The sequence below is a fragment of the Collimonas fungivorans genome (assembly GCF_028292705.1).
Classification (GTDB): Bacteria; Pseudomonadota; Gammaproteobacteria; order Burkholderiales; family Burkholderiaceae_D; genus Collimonas; species Collimonas fungivorans_B.
Genome location: NZ_JAQGLV010000368.1, coordinates 1 through 16,214 on the forward strand (window position 1 = coordinate 1; position 16,214 = coordinate 16,214).

At 58.5% G+C, this 16,214-nt stretch carries 15 protein-coding genes and 1 pseudogene; 7 read left to right on the plus strand and 9 right to left on the minus strand.

Going from position 1 to position 16,214, the window contains the following annotated elements; all coding sequences use genetic code 11:
* Window positions 1-825 (plus strand): hypothetical protein (locus JWQ61_RS20470; RefSeq protein WP_304362144.1); only part of this gene is annotated, 825 nt, incomplete at its 5' end.
* A 179-nt stretch (window positions 826-1,004) separates the two neighbouring features.
* Here JWQ61_RS20470 and JWQ61_RS20475 read toward each other — a convergent pair.
* The 4 genes and pseudogenes from JWQ61_RS20475 to JWQ61_RS20490 all read right to left on the minus strand — a co-directional run.
* A pseudogene (locus JWQ61_RS20475) lies at window positions 1,005-1,682 on the minus strand (ESPR-type extended signal peptide-containing protein); the annotation flags it as partial.
* A gap of 122 nt (window positions 1,683-1,804) precedes the next feature.
* Window positions 1,805-2,326, minus strand: a complete 522-nt coding sequence (locus tag JWQ61_RS20480) for a DUF4019 domain-containing protein (protein ID WP_304362134.1) — start codon at window positions 2,324-2,326, stop codon at window positions 1,805-1,807.
* Between the two features lie 1,117 nt (window positions 2,327-3,443).
* Complete coding sequence (gene ylqF, locus JWQ61_RS20485; protein WP_304362135.1) at window positions 3,444-4,376, minus strand: ribosome biogenesis GTPase YlqF; 933 nt, start codon at window positions 4,374-4,376, stop codon at window positions 3,444-3,446.
* Between the two features lie 152 nt (window positions 4,377-4,528).
* A complete protein-coding gene (locus JWQ61_RS20490) occupies window positions 4,529-5,467 on the minus strand; it encodes a histone deacetylase family protein (RefSeq protein WP_304362136.1) in 939 nt (312 codons plus the stop codon).
* 193 nt (window positions 5,468-5,660) lie between these two features.
* Here JWQ61_RS20490 and JWQ61_RS20495 point away from each other — a divergent pair, with 193 nt between their 5' ends.
* The 4 genes from JWQ61_RS20495 to mltB are packed head-to-tail and all read left to right on the plus strand — an operon-like array spanning window position 5,661 to window position 10,843.
* On the plus strand, window positions 5,661-6,581 hold the full coding sequence (locus JWQ61_RS20495; protein ID WP_304362137.1) for a MoxR family ATPase: 921 nt from the start codon (window positions 5,661-5,663) through the stop codon (window positions 6,579-6,581).
* Window positions 6,582-6,600: 19 nt separating this feature from the next.
* Window positions 6,601-7,602: a DUF58 domain-containing protein gene (locus tag JWQ61_RS20500; protein ID WP_304362138.1), complete on the plus strand. Its 1,002-nt coding sequence runs from the start codon at window positions 6,601-6,603 to the stop codon at window positions 7,600-7,602.
* An 11-nt stretch (window positions 7,603-7,613) separates the two neighbouring features.
* A complete protein-coding gene (locus tag JWQ61_RS20505) occupies window positions 7,614-9,725 on the plus strand; it encodes a DUF3488 and transglutaminase-like domain-containing protein (protein ID WP_304362139.1) in 2,112 nt (703 codons plus the stop codon).
* Window positions 9,716-10,843 (plus strand): lytic murein transglycosylase B, encoded by a 1,128-nt coding sequence (mltB, locus tag JWQ61_RS20510; RefSeq protein ID WP_304362140.1) that lies wholly within the window; start codon window positions 9,716-9,718, stop codon window positions 10,841-10,843. The genes JWQ61_RS20505 and mltB overlap by 10 nt, the downstream gene beginning before the upstream one ends.
* A gap of 40 nt (window positions 10,844-10,883) precedes the next feature.
* Here the strand turns inward: mltB and JWQ61_RS20515 are convergent, their stop codons facing one another.
* Window positions 10,884-11,420 carry a YaeQ family protein gene (locus JWQ61_RS20515; RefSeq protein ID WP_061541573.1) on the minus strand — a complete coding sequence of 179 codons (537 nt, stop codon included), beginning with the start codon at window positions 11,418-11,420 and terminating at the stop codon, window positions 10,884-10,886.
* A gap of 187 nt (window positions 11,421-11,607) precedes the next feature.
* Here JWQ61_RS20515 and JWQ61_RS20520 point away from each other — a divergent pair, with 187 nt between their 5' ends.
* Window positions 11,608-12,210 (plus strand): DUF1415 domain-containing protein, encoded by a 603-nt coding sequence (locus JWQ61_RS20520; RefSeq protein ID WP_304362141.1) that lies wholly within the window; start codon window positions 11,608-11,610, stop codon window positions 12,208-12,210.
* A 386-nt stretch (window positions 12,211-12,596) separates the two neighbouring features.
* Window positions 12,597-12,932: a hypothetical protein gene (locus JWQ61_RS20525; RefSeq protein WP_041742479.1), complete on the plus strand. Its 336-nt coding sequence runs from the start codon at window positions 12,597-12,599 to the stop codon at window positions 12,930-12,932.
* Window positions 12,933-12,971: 39 nt separating this feature from the next.
* On the opposite strand, the gene cysM is transcribed toward JWQ61_RS20525, so the two are convergent.
* The 4 genes from cysM to JWQ61_RS20545 all read right to left on the minus strand — a co-directional run.
* Window positions 12,972-13,874: a cysteine synthase CysM gene (gene cysM / locus JWQ61_RS20530; RefSeq protein WP_120234437.1), complete on the minus strand. Its 903-nt coding sequence runs from the start codon at window positions 13,872-13,874 to the stop codon at window positions 12,972-12,974.
* Window positions 13,875-14,043: 169 nt separating this feature from the next.
* Window positions 14,044-14,367, minus strand: a complete 324-nt coding sequence (locus JWQ61_RS20535) for a helix-hairpin-helix domain-containing protein (RefSeq protein ID WP_120234436.1) — start codon at window positions 14,365-14,367, stop codon at window positions 14,044-14,046.
* A 121-nt stretch (window positions 14,368-14,488) separates the two neighbouring features.
* Complete coding sequence (rfaE1, locus tag JWQ61_RS20540) at window positions 14,489-15,430, minus strand: D-glycero-beta-D-manno-heptose-7-phosphate kinase (RefSeq protein WP_304362142.1); 942 nt, start codon at window positions 15,428-15,430, stop codon at window positions 14,489-14,491.
* Window positions 15,431-15,434: 4 nt separating this feature from the next.
* A partial coding sequence (locus JWQ61_RS20545; protein ID WP_304362143.1) for a UDP-glucose/GDP-mannose dehydrogenase family protein occupies window positions 15,435-16,214 on the minus strand: 780 nt, incomplete at its 5' end.

Below are 16,214 nucleotides of genomic sequence, written 5' to 3' on the forward strand. Positions count from 1 at the left end.
GTGCTCAAGCCGGTCGAGGTTGAGGTCGATAGCGAAGTCACGCCGCTGTTAGTCGTACTCAACCCTGTTGATGTCGAGGTGGACAATGAAGCAATCCCTGTCGAAGCCGATGTCGACAGCGAAGTCATGCTGCTACTGGCCGTGCTCAGCCCTGTGGAGGTCGATGTCGACAATGACGAAACATTGCTGTTAGTCGTACTCAATCCTGTTGATGTCGAGGTGGACAGTGAAGCAATCCCTGTCGAAGCCGATGTCGACAGCGAAGTCACGCTGCTGCTAGCCGTGCTCAGCCCTGTGGAGGTTGACGTCGATAGAGATGAAACATTGCTGTTGGCGGTGCTCAGCCCTGTCGATGTCGATGTCGACAATGACGAAACATTGCTATTAGTGGTGCTCAAGCCTGTCGAGGTGGAGGTCGATAGCGAAGTCACGCCGCTGTTAGTCGTACTCAATCCTGTTGATGTCGAGGTGGATAGTGAAGCAATCCCTGTCGAAGCCGATGTCGACAGCGAAGTCACGCTGCTGCTGGCCGTGCTCAGACCCGTGGAGGTCGACGCCGATAGAGATGAAACATTGCTGTTGGCGGTACTCAGGCCGGTCGAGGCCGAAGTCGACAGCGAAGCCACGTTGCTGTTAGTTGTGCTCAAACCAGTCGAGGTAGAAGTCGACAGCGAGGCGATGCCGGTAGATGTCGACGTCGATAACGATGTCACATTACTGTTGGTTGTGCTCAGCCCGGTCGATGCCGAAGTCGACAACGAAGTTACACTGCTTTTGGTAGTGCTCAAGCCGGTCGACAGGGAAACGGTAACCGTCGACAGCTGAGAAACGTTCACCGCGTCGTTTTGCCCGACACCCGCGGCAACGCCTGTGACAGTACGATTGCCGACATTGAGTTCCCCCGCGGAAGTCTGCGCTGCGCTCAGGCCGTAGGCTGTGTAACCTGTTTGCGCACCTACCGTGGTAGCCGAATTATTACCCAGCGCCACGCTGTTGGCGTTATTTGCGGTCGCCCCTGTGCCGATGGCAATGCCATTGACAGCCGTTGTCGTCGCGCCATTGCCGAACACCATGGAGTTGGTCGCCGCAGCGGACGTGCTGGATGCTTGGCCGACTGCAATCGACTGGTCGCCGTTAGCGGTTGCGCCCGCCACGGTACCGCCGTTGCCGCCGCCGATCGCGACCGACGACGCTCCGGTGGATACCGCATCATTTCCCAGAGCGTAAGAACCTGTCCCGCTGGCCTTGGCGCCAGAACCGATCGCAGTCGAACTGCCGCCTGTCGCCGTGGCGCTGGCGTTGTTGCCGATCGCAATATTGTAGCCACCGCCGCCGCTCGTGGTCGCGCCGCTGCCCAAGGCCACGTCGGAGGTATTGGAGGCATTCGCGTTGAAACCTATCGCGGTTGCGTTGGTGCCGTTGGCAGTCGCCCGTCCTGTAGCGGTCGTGGTGCCGGCGCCAATCGCAATGCCGGTAGTGCTGGCCGTACCAACCGTCGAGCTGCTGCCAACATAACTTGCCTGCGCCGTCGGCGCATAGCCAGCTGCAGTAGCGGCAATCGCGATGGCCACTGCTGCTGCCACCGTCGACTTGCTGCGCTTGCCGCGCGCCGCAGTATTTTCGGAGACGGCAACCCAGGCGCCAAGCGCTTCGCTGTAGACGGTACGGTAAACTTTATTCATGAAAGACTCGATTCAAGATGTGGTGAGGCTTGCGGCATGGGATCGGATTGATCGCGCAAGCGAGATCACATGGAAAAAATTGGGAAATAATTGAGGACAGCTATGGCGATGCCGGCGCGGCGTCATTTCGCGGCGGTCTCTGCCGGACCGTACTGGTAGCCGACTGGCACCCAGCGCTGGTCCTGCCAGACCAGGGCAACCTTTTCCCAGGCACGCGCCTTGGCATAACCGGATACAAAGGTGACGCTGGAAAACTCGCCGCGCGGCAAGTTGGGGTGATCGATCTGATGCTCCATCGCCTGCCAGACGCGCTTGTCGGGCGCCGCGCCGTACTGGCTGTGCATGGTGCCGATGTATGCGACCCAGGCGGTGCGGTCGGACTGTTCTTTCATCAGGGCGGCGCTTTGTTCCCACATCTGCCCTGCCTGGCCGGCATCGGCCAAAGCCAGCCATTGCTTCGCCGCGTCAATCGCGGCGTCGGCGGATTGCGCCATTGCAGCTACCGAAAACAGCATGCCCGCAGCAAATAACACGAGCAGCTTCGCCTGCCTGAGTGACCGGCGGAATGTGCTGCCCAGGAACCCTGCGTGATCGAGCATGGCGAACATGGTTTTAATCGATATCATCTGATGCAATTTACTCATCTTTTCACCTTGAAAATCTGACGTTCTATGACCAAAAAGAACTCGGCTTCATCGCATCAAAGACAGGAGGTTCAAGTGATTTGGGCACTTGCCTCGGACCTCGATTGAAAAATTTGGAGCTCAGACAATTTGCCGGGCAGACAGAATCCAGCCCCGCAACTACCCTCATTTAAAATTAACAATATTGGACTTTAGGTAACATTCTTTGATGTTTTAAGTTCTTCTTGCTTGCCGTTTTATTGCATAAAAAACAGCCAACCCAAACTCGCATCCGGCCTGCCCTGCCGAGACTCCTGGCAGAAAAATGGAGGCATTGGAATTTGTGTAATACCGATTTATGTCAAGACGATCAACACTTCGTCCATTGCTGCAAAATGAACATCAATAAATGTCCAAATTCATAATTTATTGAAAGTTCCAAATGTTAATTTCAATTAACATTTATGTCATCAAAATAAGTTCCCTAAAGTCGCCAATAAACAACGAATAAATTTGTATATGACGATGGGTTTTTTTGGAAAAACCTGAATTTTCTTTGATTTTTTTCTCTATTTTTTTCTAAATAATTCTGTAAGTGCTTATAAACATTGAGCTTTATCAGTTATATAAACTTGAAATGTTCATGATCAGAAATTTCCAAAAACACAAACAAAATAAATGAAAATAATTTGTTACCCAGGAATAAAAACATGTTATATAGAAACAAAGTAACGTAATGTTTCCATTTGGAAATGATAAATAGTGTTTCTTGTTATTAATAAATTGCAATGAGGTAATTATCTGAATGGAGATTGAAAGCACGCTCCGGCACAGCAGTTTTTCATCTACAGGAAATGACATTTTATCTAGCTATAATTGCAATTTCGTGCTCGGGGAGAAGGAACGAGGTTGACGCTTGACTCGGCATATGAGGCAGATGAAATGGCGAGCCTGGGTTAGGCGCAGGATTGACTGAGAGGGTTTTTATCGCGTCACTGCAAGATGCAGCTTCGTCAACGGAAATGTAAAGTCGGCTATTAACAGAAGCATGATTACGCCTGGACCGCGCAGCCGGTCCAGGCAATAAAAAACCCGCAACAACATGGTCATTGCGGGTTCATTGCGGAGTTGAAGCAGGCTATCTGCTGTCGTCCTGCCGGTCGCTTTCCGCCTCGGCCTCGGCTTCAGCCTGGCGCCGCGCGATCTCTTCCTGGTGGCGCGCCAGCAAGGCGGCCCGCGTTTGCGGCGTTTCCAGGCTGATGCGGCCTAGCGCGCCGGTACGATAATCCTGCAGCAGGGTATGCGCGGCCTTCTCCAGGTCAAGATCGCCGCCCTTGAGACGATAACCACGCCGCACCGCCACGCCTTCGATCACGCTGACGCCGTCGATGCCTTCCGTCTTGATGCCGTAACGCGCGGCCAGCAAGGGCGCGTAGCGAATCAGCAGCTCATCGGCCAGGAACGTGGCGACCTCTTCCTCAATCAGGGCGTTGGTGCCTATGGCGTGGCTGGCGGCAAGCATCAGGCCGTCGCTCGGGTGGGCGATCTTCGGCCACAGCATGCCGGGCGTATCGATCAGCACCATATTGTTGCCCAGGTACAGGCGCTGCTGCACCTTGGTCACGGCCGGCTCATCGCCTACCGCCGCCACGCGACGCTTGAGCAAGGCATTCATCAATGTCGATTTGCCGACGTTAGGAATGCCCATGATCATCATGCGCAAGGGCTTCAGCGGCGTGCCGCGGTGCGGCGCCAGGGTCAGGCACAAACCCGGGATCTTGGCGACGTCGGAAGGTTTCTTGCAGCTCAGCGCTACCGCGTGCACGTTTTTCTGGCTGTTGTAATAGGCGAGCCAGGCCTGCGTCACGGCCGGATCGGCCAGGTCGCTCTTGTTCAGGATTTTCAGGCAGGGGCGCTGGCGAAACACGCGCAGCTGCTCGATCATGGGATTGCAGCTGGCTTGCGGCAAACGGCCGTCGAGCACTTCGATCACGAGATCGACCTTCTCCATGGCTTCCGCCGCCTTCTTGCGGGCGGCGTTCATGTGGCCGGGGAACCATTGTATGGACATGCGTTGTCTTGTCTGGCTAAAATAAACCGCTATTGTACGGACTTATTCCGGTTCTACCTCAATCCCGAGGCCGTACATTACCTGGCGCAGGGCGCTAAACCGCACCTGGCGCGGTGCTTCCGGCGCTTTTCCATGGCCCTGCGGCAACACGATTATTCGAGTTCGGCCAGCACTTTCAAGTGTGCCACTGCGCTGCGGCCCAGCGCCGACAGGTTGTAGCCGCCCTCCAGGCAGCTGACGATGCGGCCCTCGGCATGCTCGGCAGCGACTTCCATAATTTGGCGGGTCAGCCAGGTATAGTCGGCCTCGACCAGCCCCATCTGCGCCATATCGTCCTCCCGGTGCGCGTCGAAACCGGCCGACACAAAGATCATCTGCGGCCGGTGCGCATTCAGCGCCGGCAGCCATTGCTCGATCGCCAACTTCCGCACTACGCTGCCGTCGCTATAGGCCGGCACCGGGATGTTGACCGCATTGTCGCCTTCCGGCTCGGTGCCGCAATGGGGATAAAACGGGTGCTGGAAAAAACTGGCCATCAGCACGCGCGGATCGCGCGCAAAGATCTCTTCGGTGCCGTTGCCGTGATGGACGTCGAAATCGATAATCGCCACCCGCTCCAGGCCATGCGCTTCCAGCGCGTGGAGGGCGGCCAGCGCAATGTTATTGAACAGGCAAAAGCCCATGGAATTGTGCGAGGTAGCGTGGTGTCCTGGCGGCCGCACCGCACAGAACGCGTTGCTGACCTCGCCCGCCATGACGGCGTCGGTCGCGGCCAGGGCCGCGCCGGCAGCGCGCAGCGCCGCTTGCCAGCTATGTCCATTGACTGAGGTGTCCGGATCCAGCGGATAGAGGCCCGCCTTGCCAGCCAAGGCCAGGCTGTGCTCGCGCACCAGGGAAATCATTCCTGCGCTGTGCGCGCGGACCAGATCGCCTTCCTGCGCCAAGGGTGGACTGCGGTAATCCAGCAGCTGGTCGATGCGGCTGGCGATCAGCTGGTCTTCGATCGCTTGCAGCCTGGCCGGCGATTCCGGATGTCCGGGGCCCATGTCGTGCAGCTTGCAATCGGGATGCGTATAGAAAGCAGTAGTCACTTGATCTCGCAGTCTTGCTGAAAAGGGAACGGCACGCTATTAGTGTACCTAAGAACCGCAAGTTGAGTGACTGCAACGGCCCACTCGAAAAAAAACCGTCATATTTCCACAAAGGAACTAGGTGAATCGCGGGGAAGTTTGTATGATTCTCTCTCCGATTCCCTCCCCCATTACGGCCTCATCAGACAAACCCATGTTCGCAAAAATCCACGCAGTTGCTCAGCAAGTCGGTCAGATCGTCGTCGGCAAGGATCACCAGGTCCGCCAGGCATTGGTATGTTTGCTGGCCGGCGGCCATCTCCTGATCGAGGATGTGCCCGGGGTCGGCAAGACCACCCTGGCGCATGCGCTGGCGATTTCCTTGGGGCTGCGCTTCAACCGCCTGCAGTTCACCAGCGATCTGCTGCCGGCCGACGTGGTGGGGATTTCGGTGTTCGACCGCGAGAAGAGCAGCTTTGTATTTCATCCGGGGCCAGTATTCACCCAGGTGCTGCTGGCAGATGAAATCAACCGCGCCACGCCCAAGACCCAATCGGCGCTGCTGGAAGCGATGGAGGAACGCCAGGTCACCGCGGAAGGCCTGACGCGCGACCTGCCGGAGCCGTTTTTTGTCATCGCCACCCAGAATCCGGCGCACCAGGTCGGCACTTTCGCCTTGCCGGAATCGCAGCTGGACCGCTTCCTGATGTGCCTGTCGCTGGGTTATCCCGATGCCGCCGCCGAACGTGCGCTGCTGATGGGAGAGGACCGCCGCGTCTTGCTCAAATCGATTGCACCGGTGATGCAGGCGGCGGAACTGATTGAAGCCCGGCAGGCATTGAAGCAGATCCATACCTCGCCCTCGCTGATCGACTACATACAGGCGCTGGCTCACGCTTCGCGCCAGAACGGCTTGTTCGCGGAAGGCATGAGCCCGCGCGCCGCCATCGCGCTGCTGCAGGCGGCACGTGCCTGGGCCGCCATGGAAGGCCGCAACCACGTCATTCCCGAAGATGTGCAGGCGGTGCTGGTGCCGGTGACGGCGCATCGCCTGCGCCCGCTCAAGGCCCATGCCGGCAGCACCCTGGGCGCGCGCGACCTGGTATTGCAGCTGATGAAGTCGGTCGCGGTTTAACGCGGCTGGCAAGACCCCTATGCTGACCTCTCTCCGCAAGCGATTCCGCGACTGGCTCGACCGCTCCCTGTTCCAGCTGCGCGACGCCGAAGCCGGAGAAGTGCTGCTGACCCAGCGGCGCGTGTTCATCGTGCCGAGCCGTCCCGGGCTGGCGTTTGCCGTCATGCTGCTGCTGCTGTTCTTATGCTCGGTCAACTACAACCTGAGCCTCGGTTTTGGCCTGACTTTCCTGCTGGCGGCCTGCGCTGTCATCGACATGCACCTGACTTTCCGCAACCTGGCCTATCTGTACCTGACGCCAGGCAAGGCGGCTGCGGTATTTGCCGGCGAAGACGCACTGTTCGAACTGCACCTGACCAACCGCCGCAAGCACGCCCGTTACGCGATCCTGCTCGGTTTCATCGGGCGCGGCCTGCCTGCCATAGAGCGCGCGATGGATGTCCCCGCCCACAGCACCAGCCACCTGACGCTGGCGCTGACCACCACCCACCGCGGCTGGCAGACCGCTCCCAGGATACGCTTGCGCACCCGCTTTCCGCTCGGCTTGCTGCGCGCATGGAGTTACTGGCAACCGGACAGCCAGGCGCTGGTCTACCCGCAGCCGGAAGCCTCGGCATCGACGCCGCCGCTGCCGCTGGCGCCAATCGAAAGAAGCGACGGCAACGGCGTCGCCGGCCACCAGGATTTTGCCGGCGTGCGCACCTACCAGAGCGGCGATTCGCTCAAGCACCTGGCCTGGCGCCAGATCGCCCGGCTCGATACCGATCTCGACGCCAGGCTGATCACCAAGCAGTTCGAAGGCGGCGCGGTCAGCGACCTGGCGATCGATTTTGCAGCCCTGCCCTATGACATGGCGCTGGAGGACAAACTGTCGCGCATGACGCGCTGGATACTGGAAGCGGAAGCGCGCCAGCTGCCGTATGCCTTCCGCCTCGGCGACAGCGTATATGCGGCGACACTGGGACCGGCCCATCAGCGCGCCTGCCTGCGGGCGCTGGCGCTTTACCAGCTTGCGCCATGAACACCAGGTCCATGCAGCAACTCAAAGCCGAACTTGAGGGCAAACCCTTGTTCCGCATCTCGAGCACATACATGCAATCCCTGCCGCGCGACAAGAGCGACACCCTGTTGCTGCTCGCTGCCTGCGCCATGGTGCTGCTGCCGCATTTCCTGCATCTGTCCTGGTGGAACTCGCTGATCTGCGGCGGGCTGCTGCTGTGGCGCGCCTGGATCACCTTGCGCGGCCAACGCCTGCCGCCGCTGTGGCTGCTGCTGCCGCTGGCCGCGCTGACCATGGCGGGAATCTATATGGATTACCGCAGCTTGTTCGGACGCGAGGCCGGGGTCGCGATGCTGGCGCTGCTGCTGACCTTCAAGCTGCTGGAAATGCGCGCGCGGCGCGATTTGTTCGTGGTGCTGCTGCTGAGTTTCTTTTTGCTGCTCACCACTTTCTTCTATTCCCAGAGCATGCTGGCCCTGTTGTGGATGATGGCGACCCTGGTGCTGATACTGACGGCGCAGCAATCCTTCCAATACACCGGCATAGTGCCGCCGCTCAAACGGCGGCTGCGCCTGGGCGTGACGATACTGGCCATGGCGCTGCCGCTGACGCTGATCCTGTTCTTGCTGTTTCCGCGCATCCAGGGACCGTTGTGGGGCTTGCCCGGCGATGCCCATGGCGGGCGCTCGGGCTTATCGGACAATATGACGCCTGGGAATATCGGACAACTGGCTTTATCCGACGATATTGCATTCCGCGTCAAATTCTCCGATGCGCCGCCCGCTCCGGCCAAACGATACTGGCGCGCCGTGGTGCTGAACGATTTCGACGGCCGCACCTGGACCGAGGGACGGGCCGGTCGGACCGCGTCAGGCCGCGGTGCAATCGACACCGGGGCTCGCATCCAGCCAGTGGCCGCGCCGGACCCGGCGACCGTCGTACACCAGCAAATCACGATGGAAGCCAATGGCCAGCGCTGGCTGTTTGCGCTGGAGACGCCGCAACTGGCGCCGACCCTGGAAGGCATCCCGGTACGGCTGACGACAGACCACCAGCTCCGCGCAGTACGGCCGATTACCGAGCGTGTCCGCTACGACGTGGTATCGAACCTGAAACCCGGGCCGGCAGACCAGATCACCAGCAGCGGCATGCAGCAGGCGCTGGCATTGCCGGCCAATTTCAATCCGCGCACGCTGGAATTTGCCGCCAGCCTGCGGGAAAAATGGCCGGACAATGCTGCCTTGGTGAATGCCGTACTGAATTTCTTCCGCCACGAAAAATTCAGCTATACGCTGGAACCGCCGCTGCTGGGCAGGGATAGCGTCGACGATTTCCTGTTTTCCAGCCGCGCCGGTTTTTGCGAACACTACGCCAGTTCCTTTGTGGTGCTGATGCGCGCAGCAGGCATTCCGGCGCGCGTGGTGACCGGTTACCAGGGCGGTGAAATCAATCCGGTCGACGACATGATGACGGTGCGCCAGTCCGATGCCCATGCCTGGGCTGAAGTCTGGCTGCCGCCGCGCGGCTGGGTCAGGGTCGATCCTACGGCGGCGGTGGCGCCGGACAGGATCGAAACCCAGCTCGGCAACCTGCTACCGCGTTCCTTCTTCGGCAACCTGCTGGGCGGACCCGCCGGCAAGGCCAACTGGTGGTCGGGCTTGAACGACTCGGTGGCGCTGCTGCGCGCCAACTGGGAAGCGCTCAGCAACGGCTGGAACCAATGGGTCCTGAATTACACGCCGGCGCGGCAAATGGGCCTGATGCGCTGGCTCGGGCTGGATGAACTGGACTGGCGCAGCCTCGGCATCGTGCTGTTGGCGATAGGCACGGTGGCGGCCGGCAGCGTCACCCTGCCCTTGCTGCTGGCGCGAAACAAGAGCAACCCGCTCGATACGGTATACTCTTCGCTGTGCGCGCAGATGGCGCGGCGCGGCATGGCGCGCAACAAGCATGAAGGACCGGCCACTTACGGCCGCCGCTTATGCGCCAGCAGCTCGCCGCTGCCGCCCTCTGTCAAAATGGCGGTCAAGCGCTTCATGGATTTGTACGAGGCCCTGCAATATGGCGCCGATTACGGCCTGCACAACAAACCGCCGGCGCCCTTGATGGCGCAATTAAAATTACTGCTTTCCCAATGTCGATGAAATCAACTCCAGGTCTCCTTACCGCCGCCCAGCTTTGCGCTCTTGCCCTGGCGATCGCCGTCAGCCCCAATCTGCTGGCCCAGCAAAACAGTGCCGGCAAAACGGCTTCGGCAAAAATCCGCAAGGCCAGCAGCAGCACTGCCGACGACGGCGAATTCGCTAACTTCGCCGACTGGAAAGAGGTCTCGTCCTTCATCGACCAGATGGTCGAAAAAAACGGCTTCGACCGCAATGAACTGGTCGCCATGTTTAACAAGGTGCGTTACGTCGACAGCGCGATCCAGTTGATGAAGCCGGCTCCGGCCAGCAAACCCAAGAACTGGGCGGCTTACCGCGCCCGCTTTGTCGAGCCGGTGCGGATCCAGGCCGGCGTCGATTTCTGGAATACCTATGCTGACGCCCTTAGCCGGGCCGAGGCGCAATACGGCGTGCCGGCTGAAATCATCGTTGGCATCATCGGCGTGGAAACCGTGTACGGCCGCAATGTCGGCAGCTTCAGAGTGATGGACGCCATCACCACGCTGGCGTTCGATTATCCGAATACACCCACCCGCGAAGCGCGCATGACTTTTTTCCGCGGCGAGCTGGAAAGCACCCTGCTGTACGCCAGGGATTCGGGCATCGATCCGTTTACCTTGCTGGGTTCATACGCCGGCGCCATAGGCTGGCCGCAGTTCATGCCGAGCAGCATCCGCCAGTACGGCGTGGATTTTGACGGCAAAGGAAAAATCGACTTACGCAATTCGCCGGTCGATGCGATCGGCAGCGTGGCCCATTACCTGGCCGAGCACGGCTGGAGAACCGGCCTGCCGATCGTATTCCCGGCCACCTTGTCGACTGACACTAGCGCTGAAAACCGCTGGCAGGCATTTATCGGGCAAGGCCTGGAAGCCAAATTTCCTCTGGATGAATTGATTGCGGCCGGCGTGGTGCCTGGCGTGGTGCCGCCGAACGACATACGGTACGGCCTGATTGACTTGCAGAACGGCCAGGATCCGGCCGAATACTGGCTCGGCACCGATAATTTCTTCGCCATCACGCAATACAACCGCAGCTTCTTCTACGCGATGTCGGTAGTCGACCTAGGCCGTGCGGTGCGGGTGGCGCGCACGCAATAATCGCCGCAACGGCGACGCAACAGCCGACGCAACAACCAGATCAGGAATTGCTGACGCTGAACTCGACCTCAACGGTCTGGCCGTTGGCGCTCAGCCAGATCTGCGCATCCTGGATAGTGCATTGCAATTGCATGTTGCGCTGGGCGAAGCTGGTCAGGGCTTCGCTGCTGGCGGCGGCAATATTGATGACGGTCAGGTTGCGCGCACGCGCCACCTTGCTGCTGATCTGGTTCCACCAGATGTGACTGGTGCTGCTGTAGCTGTACACCACTACTTGCGCGGCCCGGCCGCAGGCTTTGAGAATACGTTTTTCGTCGGGCTGGCCGACTTCGATCCAGAGATCGATGGCGCCGGTCAGGTCCTTGGCCCACAGATCGGGCTCCTCGGCGTCCGACAAGCCTTTGCCGAATACCAGCGCGGCCGATGCATGACGCGCGAACGCCAGCAGGCGCACCATCATGCGCTCGTCGGTTTCCGAGGGGTGGCGGGCCAATGTCAGCGCGTGCTCCTGGTAATAATGACGGTCCATATCCGCAATTTGCAGATCGGCTTTGAAAATAGTTGCTTTAAGGGCCATAACGCCTATTGTTATATATAGTTGAATCAAACCCGGTGTGTCGCAATCACGGGATCGGAAGAATAACCCGATTTGCGCTGCCCGGAGTACATATATGCGCGTCGGGCGTTGCGGCAGCCATGCTTGATGCAGCCGGATTCACCCTTATATTCGTTTTAACTGTTTGCAGATAAATGCTATCCATCTCATGAAAACTGTTTCACCAACTGCTTCTTCGACCAATACAACGCCGTTCTCCAGCGAAGTAATCGCTCACACAAAATTATGGCTGGAGCGCGCCGTGATCGGACTTAACCTCTGTCCGTTTGCCAAGGCGGTGTTTATCAAAGACCAGATCCGTTACGTCGTCAGCACCGCGCAGTCGCCCGAAGAACTGCTGGCGGACCTGATGACCGAGCTGGAATTCCTGCAGCAGGCGGATCCAGAGGCGATCGACACCACTTTACTGATACATCCCGATGCATTGCGTGACTTCCTGGACTACAACGACTTCCTCGACGTCGCCGATGCCGCGGTCGATGAACTCGAACTGGACGGTGAAATCCAGGTCGCCAGCTTTCATCCCGAATACCAGTTCGCCGGCAGCGACATAGACGACATCAGCAACTATACCAATCGTGCACCGTACCCGACTTTGCATCTGTTACGCGAAATCAGCGTCGAGCGCGCAGTTGATGCATTCCCGGATGCTGCCGAGATATTCGATAAAAACATGCGGACCCTGGAACAACTGGGATTAGATGGCTGGCGGAAACTACTAGGGGAGGGAGAGGAACAAAAACAGTCTTAATTATTATTTAGGCAATAATAACATGTTGTAAAAATGGTGTTCCTTGCAATTTTTACGGAAAGTTACTAAATAGTAATAGACATCGTAATAAGAAAATTTTAAATTGAGCTTGTGCAACTTATTTGTATATTTGGTCACTAAACAAAGGTAGGTTGTTTGTTACCAATGTAATGTACAACATGCTGTGCAATGTTCTTAGCGGTATCAGCTGTTCCATGAAGAAAAGATCGGGAGTTTCTTTATGATAAATATGTGCTCAAAATCAGTATAAAATACGGCGAGTTGCAGTTTCGCCAATAAAACTGGGAGGTGCACTTGGTAATAGTTCGCTACATATTGCACAAACACTTCCCATATATCAACTAGGATAACGGAATCAATTGATTATGACTAACACTACGCCAGACGCACCAATCAGCAACAAGCTCGATGAACAGGTGACTTATGATCCAAACCACCTGCTCGATTCTTTAATCGACAAGTTGCACTTGAAGAATGATGCAGCACTGTCGCGCTCACTCGAAGTGGCGCCGCCGGTCATCAGCAAGATCCGCCATCGCCGCTTGCCGGTTGGCGCTTCGCTGCTGATCCGCATGCACGAAGTCAGCGACCTGACGATTCGCGAACTGCGCGCCTTGATGGGCGATCGCCGGGAGAAATTCCGTATCAGCGACAAGCAGTTCAAGCCAAAGAGCAAGATCGAAGCCGAAAAACTGAAGTAATCAGCATGTCGGCCTTACCCCTGTCTGGAGCTTAGTGCTTCAGGCAGGGAACACGCCTGTAGACAGATACCGGTCACCGCGATCGCAGACGACGAATACAATCGTCGCGTTTTCTACTTGCTGTGAAATCCGCAACGCCACCTCGCAAGCCCCTGCCGCGGATATCCCGCAGAAAATCCCCTCTTCACTCGCCAGCCTGCGCGCCATGTGCTCAGACGCTGCCTGGCTGACCGACTCCGTCTGGTCTACTCTGGATTGATCGAATATCTTGGGCAGATAGGCTTCCGGCCACTTCCTGATGCCAGGAATCTGCGAACCTTCTTCAGGCTGGGCGCCGATGATGCGGATCGCCGGATTCTGTTCTTTCAGGTAGGTGGAAACGCCCATGATGGTGCCGGTGGTGCCCATCGCGCTGACAAAATGGGTGATGCGTCCTTCGGTGTCGCGCCAGATTTCCGGGCCGGTGGTTTCGTAGTGCGCCAGCGGATTATCCGGATTGGCGAACTGGTCGAGGATCAGGCCTTCGCCGTCTTTCTGCATTTTTTCCGCCAGGTCGCGCGCATATTCCATACCGCCGGTCTTTGGCGTCAGGATGATCTTGGCGCCGTATGCCGCCATGCTCTGGCGCCGTTCCTCGCTCAGGTTTTCCGGCATCAGCAGCACCATCTTGTAGCCGCGCATGGCGGCCACCATCGCCAGCGCAATGCCGGTGTTGCCGCTGGTTGCTTCGATCAGGGTATCGCCTGGCTTGATCTGGCCGCGTGCTTCGGCGTGCTTGATCATCGACAATGCCGGCCGGTCTTTCACCGAACCTGCGGGATTGTTGCCCTCCATCTTCCCCAGGATGATGTTGTTACGTTGCTCGGCGTCGCTGCCGGGGATACGTTTGAGTTGTACCAGGGGGGTATTGCCGATGGTGTCTTCGATAGTCAGATAAGGCATAGTGTGATCAGGCGTCTTGTGCAAAGAGCCCATTTTAATATGAGACTTTGTTATGCGTATGAAAGCCTGACAAACCAACGGCAAGCATACAAGCCCTCCCGGAAAAGAAAAAGCCCCGGAATCCGGGGCTGGGTCAGGCATTTGATCTGGCTGCGATGGCAGGCTCTCTCTACTTGCCCTTGGCAGCCGGTTTGGCGGCTGTCTTGGGGGCCGCTGCAGCCTCGCCTGCCTTCGGCTTGCCGTTCACCAGCAAACCGGCTTGCGACAGCTTGAGCGACTTTTTCTCGCCAATGCCCGATACGCGGCTCTCGAAATCGGCCCAGTCCTTGAAGTTGCCGCCCTTGCTGCGCTCATCGAGTATGCGTTGCGCGGTGGAGGAACCGATGCCCTTGATGCCGTCCAGGGCAGCCAGGTCGCCCTTGTTGACGTCAACCTGGGCAAAACTGGCGGTGGCCGTCAGCATGCACAATACCAGCAGTATTTTTTTCAGCATTTCGTCTTTCTCCCATGAGTGTGTGGATGACTGAAAAGATCAATCAGACGCGAAAACGTCCAATTGATTATAATCAGCCGCCCATGGAAAATTGACATTTAGACCACAAACAAGACTTCGCTTAACCGAGCAGTTCCTCACGGCTGACAGTAGCCGTGCCGAGTTTGCCGACCACGATGCCGCCGGCCCGGTTCGCCAGGGCGACAGCGTCGGCAATCGGCAATCCTGCGCCCAGCATCACCGCCAGCGTAGCGATCACGGTGTCGCCGGCGCCGGAGACATCGAACACCTCGCGCGCCATGGCCGGGAAATGACGGATTTCCTGGGCCGTGTACAAGCTCATGCCTTCTTCCGAGCGGGTCAGCAGCAAGGCTTCGAGCTGCAGCGATTCACGCAGCTTTTGCGCCTTGAGCGTCAACTCTTCCTCAGTCTTCCAGCTACCGACGATGTGCTTCATTTCCGACTTGTTCGGCGTCAGCACGGTGGCTCCGGCATAGGGCGAGAAATCGTCGCCCTTGGGATCGACCAGGATGCATTTTCCGGCCTGGCGGGCGGCGGCGATCATTTCCGCGACGTTGACCAGGCTGCCCTTGGCGTAATCGGACAGCACCACCACCGGGTATTGCGGCAGCAAGGTATTGAAGCGGGTCAGCTTGTCGCGCAGCACGGCGTCGGTCGGCGCTTCTTCAAAATCGATGCGCAGCAGCTGCTGCTGGCGGCCGATCACGCGCAGCTTGATGATGGTCGAAATGGTCGGATCGCGGGTCAGGAAGCTGTTGACGCCCATTTCCTGCAGCATGCCGTCGACGGTATCGCCGGCTTCGTCCTGCCCCACCACGCCCAGCAGGCCGGAGCTGCCGCCCAGCGTGGCGATATTGCGCGCCACGTTGGCGGCGCCGCCCAGGCGCTCTTCGCGCTTTTCAACGCGCACGATAGGCACCGGCGCTTCCGGTGAAATGCGGCTGACTTCGCCAAACCAGTAGCGGTCCAGCATGACGTCGCCGACCACCAGGATCTGCACGTTTTTAAAGGAGGCAGGCAATTTGTAGGCTGATGTACTCATGTTCTTATCCGCGCGCCAGCACCGAACGGCCGATGCCGTAATATTCAAAACCCAGCTCGCCCATTACCGCTGGTTCATACAGGTTACGGCCGTCGAAGACGATAGGCGTCTTGAGCAGCGTCTTCACCTGGTCGAAATCAGGACTGCGGAAAGTTTTCCACTCCGTCACGATCACCAGGGCGTCAGCGTGTTGCAGGGCATCGGTCTGGTTGTCGCAAAACCGGATGCGCTCAAAGGCGCCGGGGGTGGCGGCAAAATCCAGCGCCAGCACCCGCTTGGCCTCCGCCATCGCCACCGGGTCATGCACCGCCACCGTGGCGCCGCGCGCGATCAGTTCGCCCAGCAGCACCCGCGATGAAGCTTCGCGCATGTCGTCGGTATTCGGCTTGAACGCCAGACCCCACAGCGCAAAATGCTTGCCGCTCAAATCGGCGCCGAAACGTTCGCCGATCTTTTGCCCCAGCACATGCTTCTGGTTGTTGTTGACCTGCTCCACCGCACGCAGGATATGCAATTCCTGGCCATAGGCACGCGCGGTGCGCTCCAGCGCCTGCACATCCTTGGGGAAACAGGAACCGCCGTAGCCGCAGCCGGCGTACAGGAAGCTGTAGCCGATGCGCGGATCGGAGCCGATGCCGTGGCGCACGGCTTCGATGTCGGCGCCGACCTTGTCGGCCAGGTTGGCCAGTTCGTTCATGAACGAGATGCGGGTCGCCAGCATCGCATTCGCTGCGTATTTGGTGAATTCGGCGGAACGCACATCCATCCAGAAAGTACGTTCATG

Excerpts from the sequence above, each read along its gene's own strand:
- JWQ61_RS20480 (WP_304362134.1), bottom strand. The coding sequence starts at position 2,326 with ATGAGTAAATTGCATCAGATGATATCGATTAAAACCATGTTCGCCATG.
- ylqF (WP_304362135.1), bottom strand. The coding sequence starts at position 4,376 with ATGTCCATACAATGGTTCCCCGGCCACATGAACGCCGCCCGCAAGAAG.
- JWQ61_RS20495 (WP_304362137.1), top strand. The coding sequence starts at position 5,661 with ATGTTCGCAAAAATCCACGCAGTTGCTCAGCAAGTCGGTCAGATCGTC.
- JWQ61_RS20500 (WP_304362138.1), top strand. The coding sequence starts at position 6,601 with ATGCTGACCTCTCTCCGCAAGCGATTCCGCGACTGGCTCGACCGCTCC.
- JWQ61_RS20505 (WP_304362139.1), top strand. The coding sequence starts at position 7,614 with ATGCAGCAACTCAAAGCCGAACTTGAGGGCAAACCCTTGTTCCGCATC.
- mltB (WP_304362140.1), top strand. The coding sequence starts at position 9,716 with ATGTCGATGAAATCAACTCCAGGTCTCCTTACCGCCGCCCAGCTTTGC.
- JWQ61_RS20515 (WP_061541573.1), bottom strand. The coding sequence starts at position 11,420 with ATGGCCCTTAAAGCAACTATTTTCAAAGCCGATCTGCAAATTGCGGAT.
- JWQ61_RS20520 (WP_304362141.1), top strand. The coding sequence starts at position 11,608 with ATGAAAACTGTTTCACCAACTGCTTCTTCGACCAATACAACGCCGTTC.
- JWQ61_RS20525 (WP_041742479.1), top strand. The coding sequence starts at position 12,597 with ATGACTAACACTACGCCAGACGCACCAATCAGCAACAAGCTCGATGAA.
- cysM (WP_120234437.1), bottom strand. The coding sequence starts at position 13,874 with ATGCCTTATCTGACTATCGAAGACACCATCGGCAATACCCCCCTGGTA.
- JWQ61_RS20535 (WP_120234436.1), bottom strand. The coding sequence starts at position 14,367 with ATGCTGAAAAAAATACTGCTGGTATTGTGCATGCTGACGGCCACCGCC.
- rfaE1 (WP_304362142.1), bottom strand. The coding sequence starts at position 15,430 with ATGAGTACATCAGCCTACAAATTGCCTGCCTCCTTTAAAAACGTGCAG.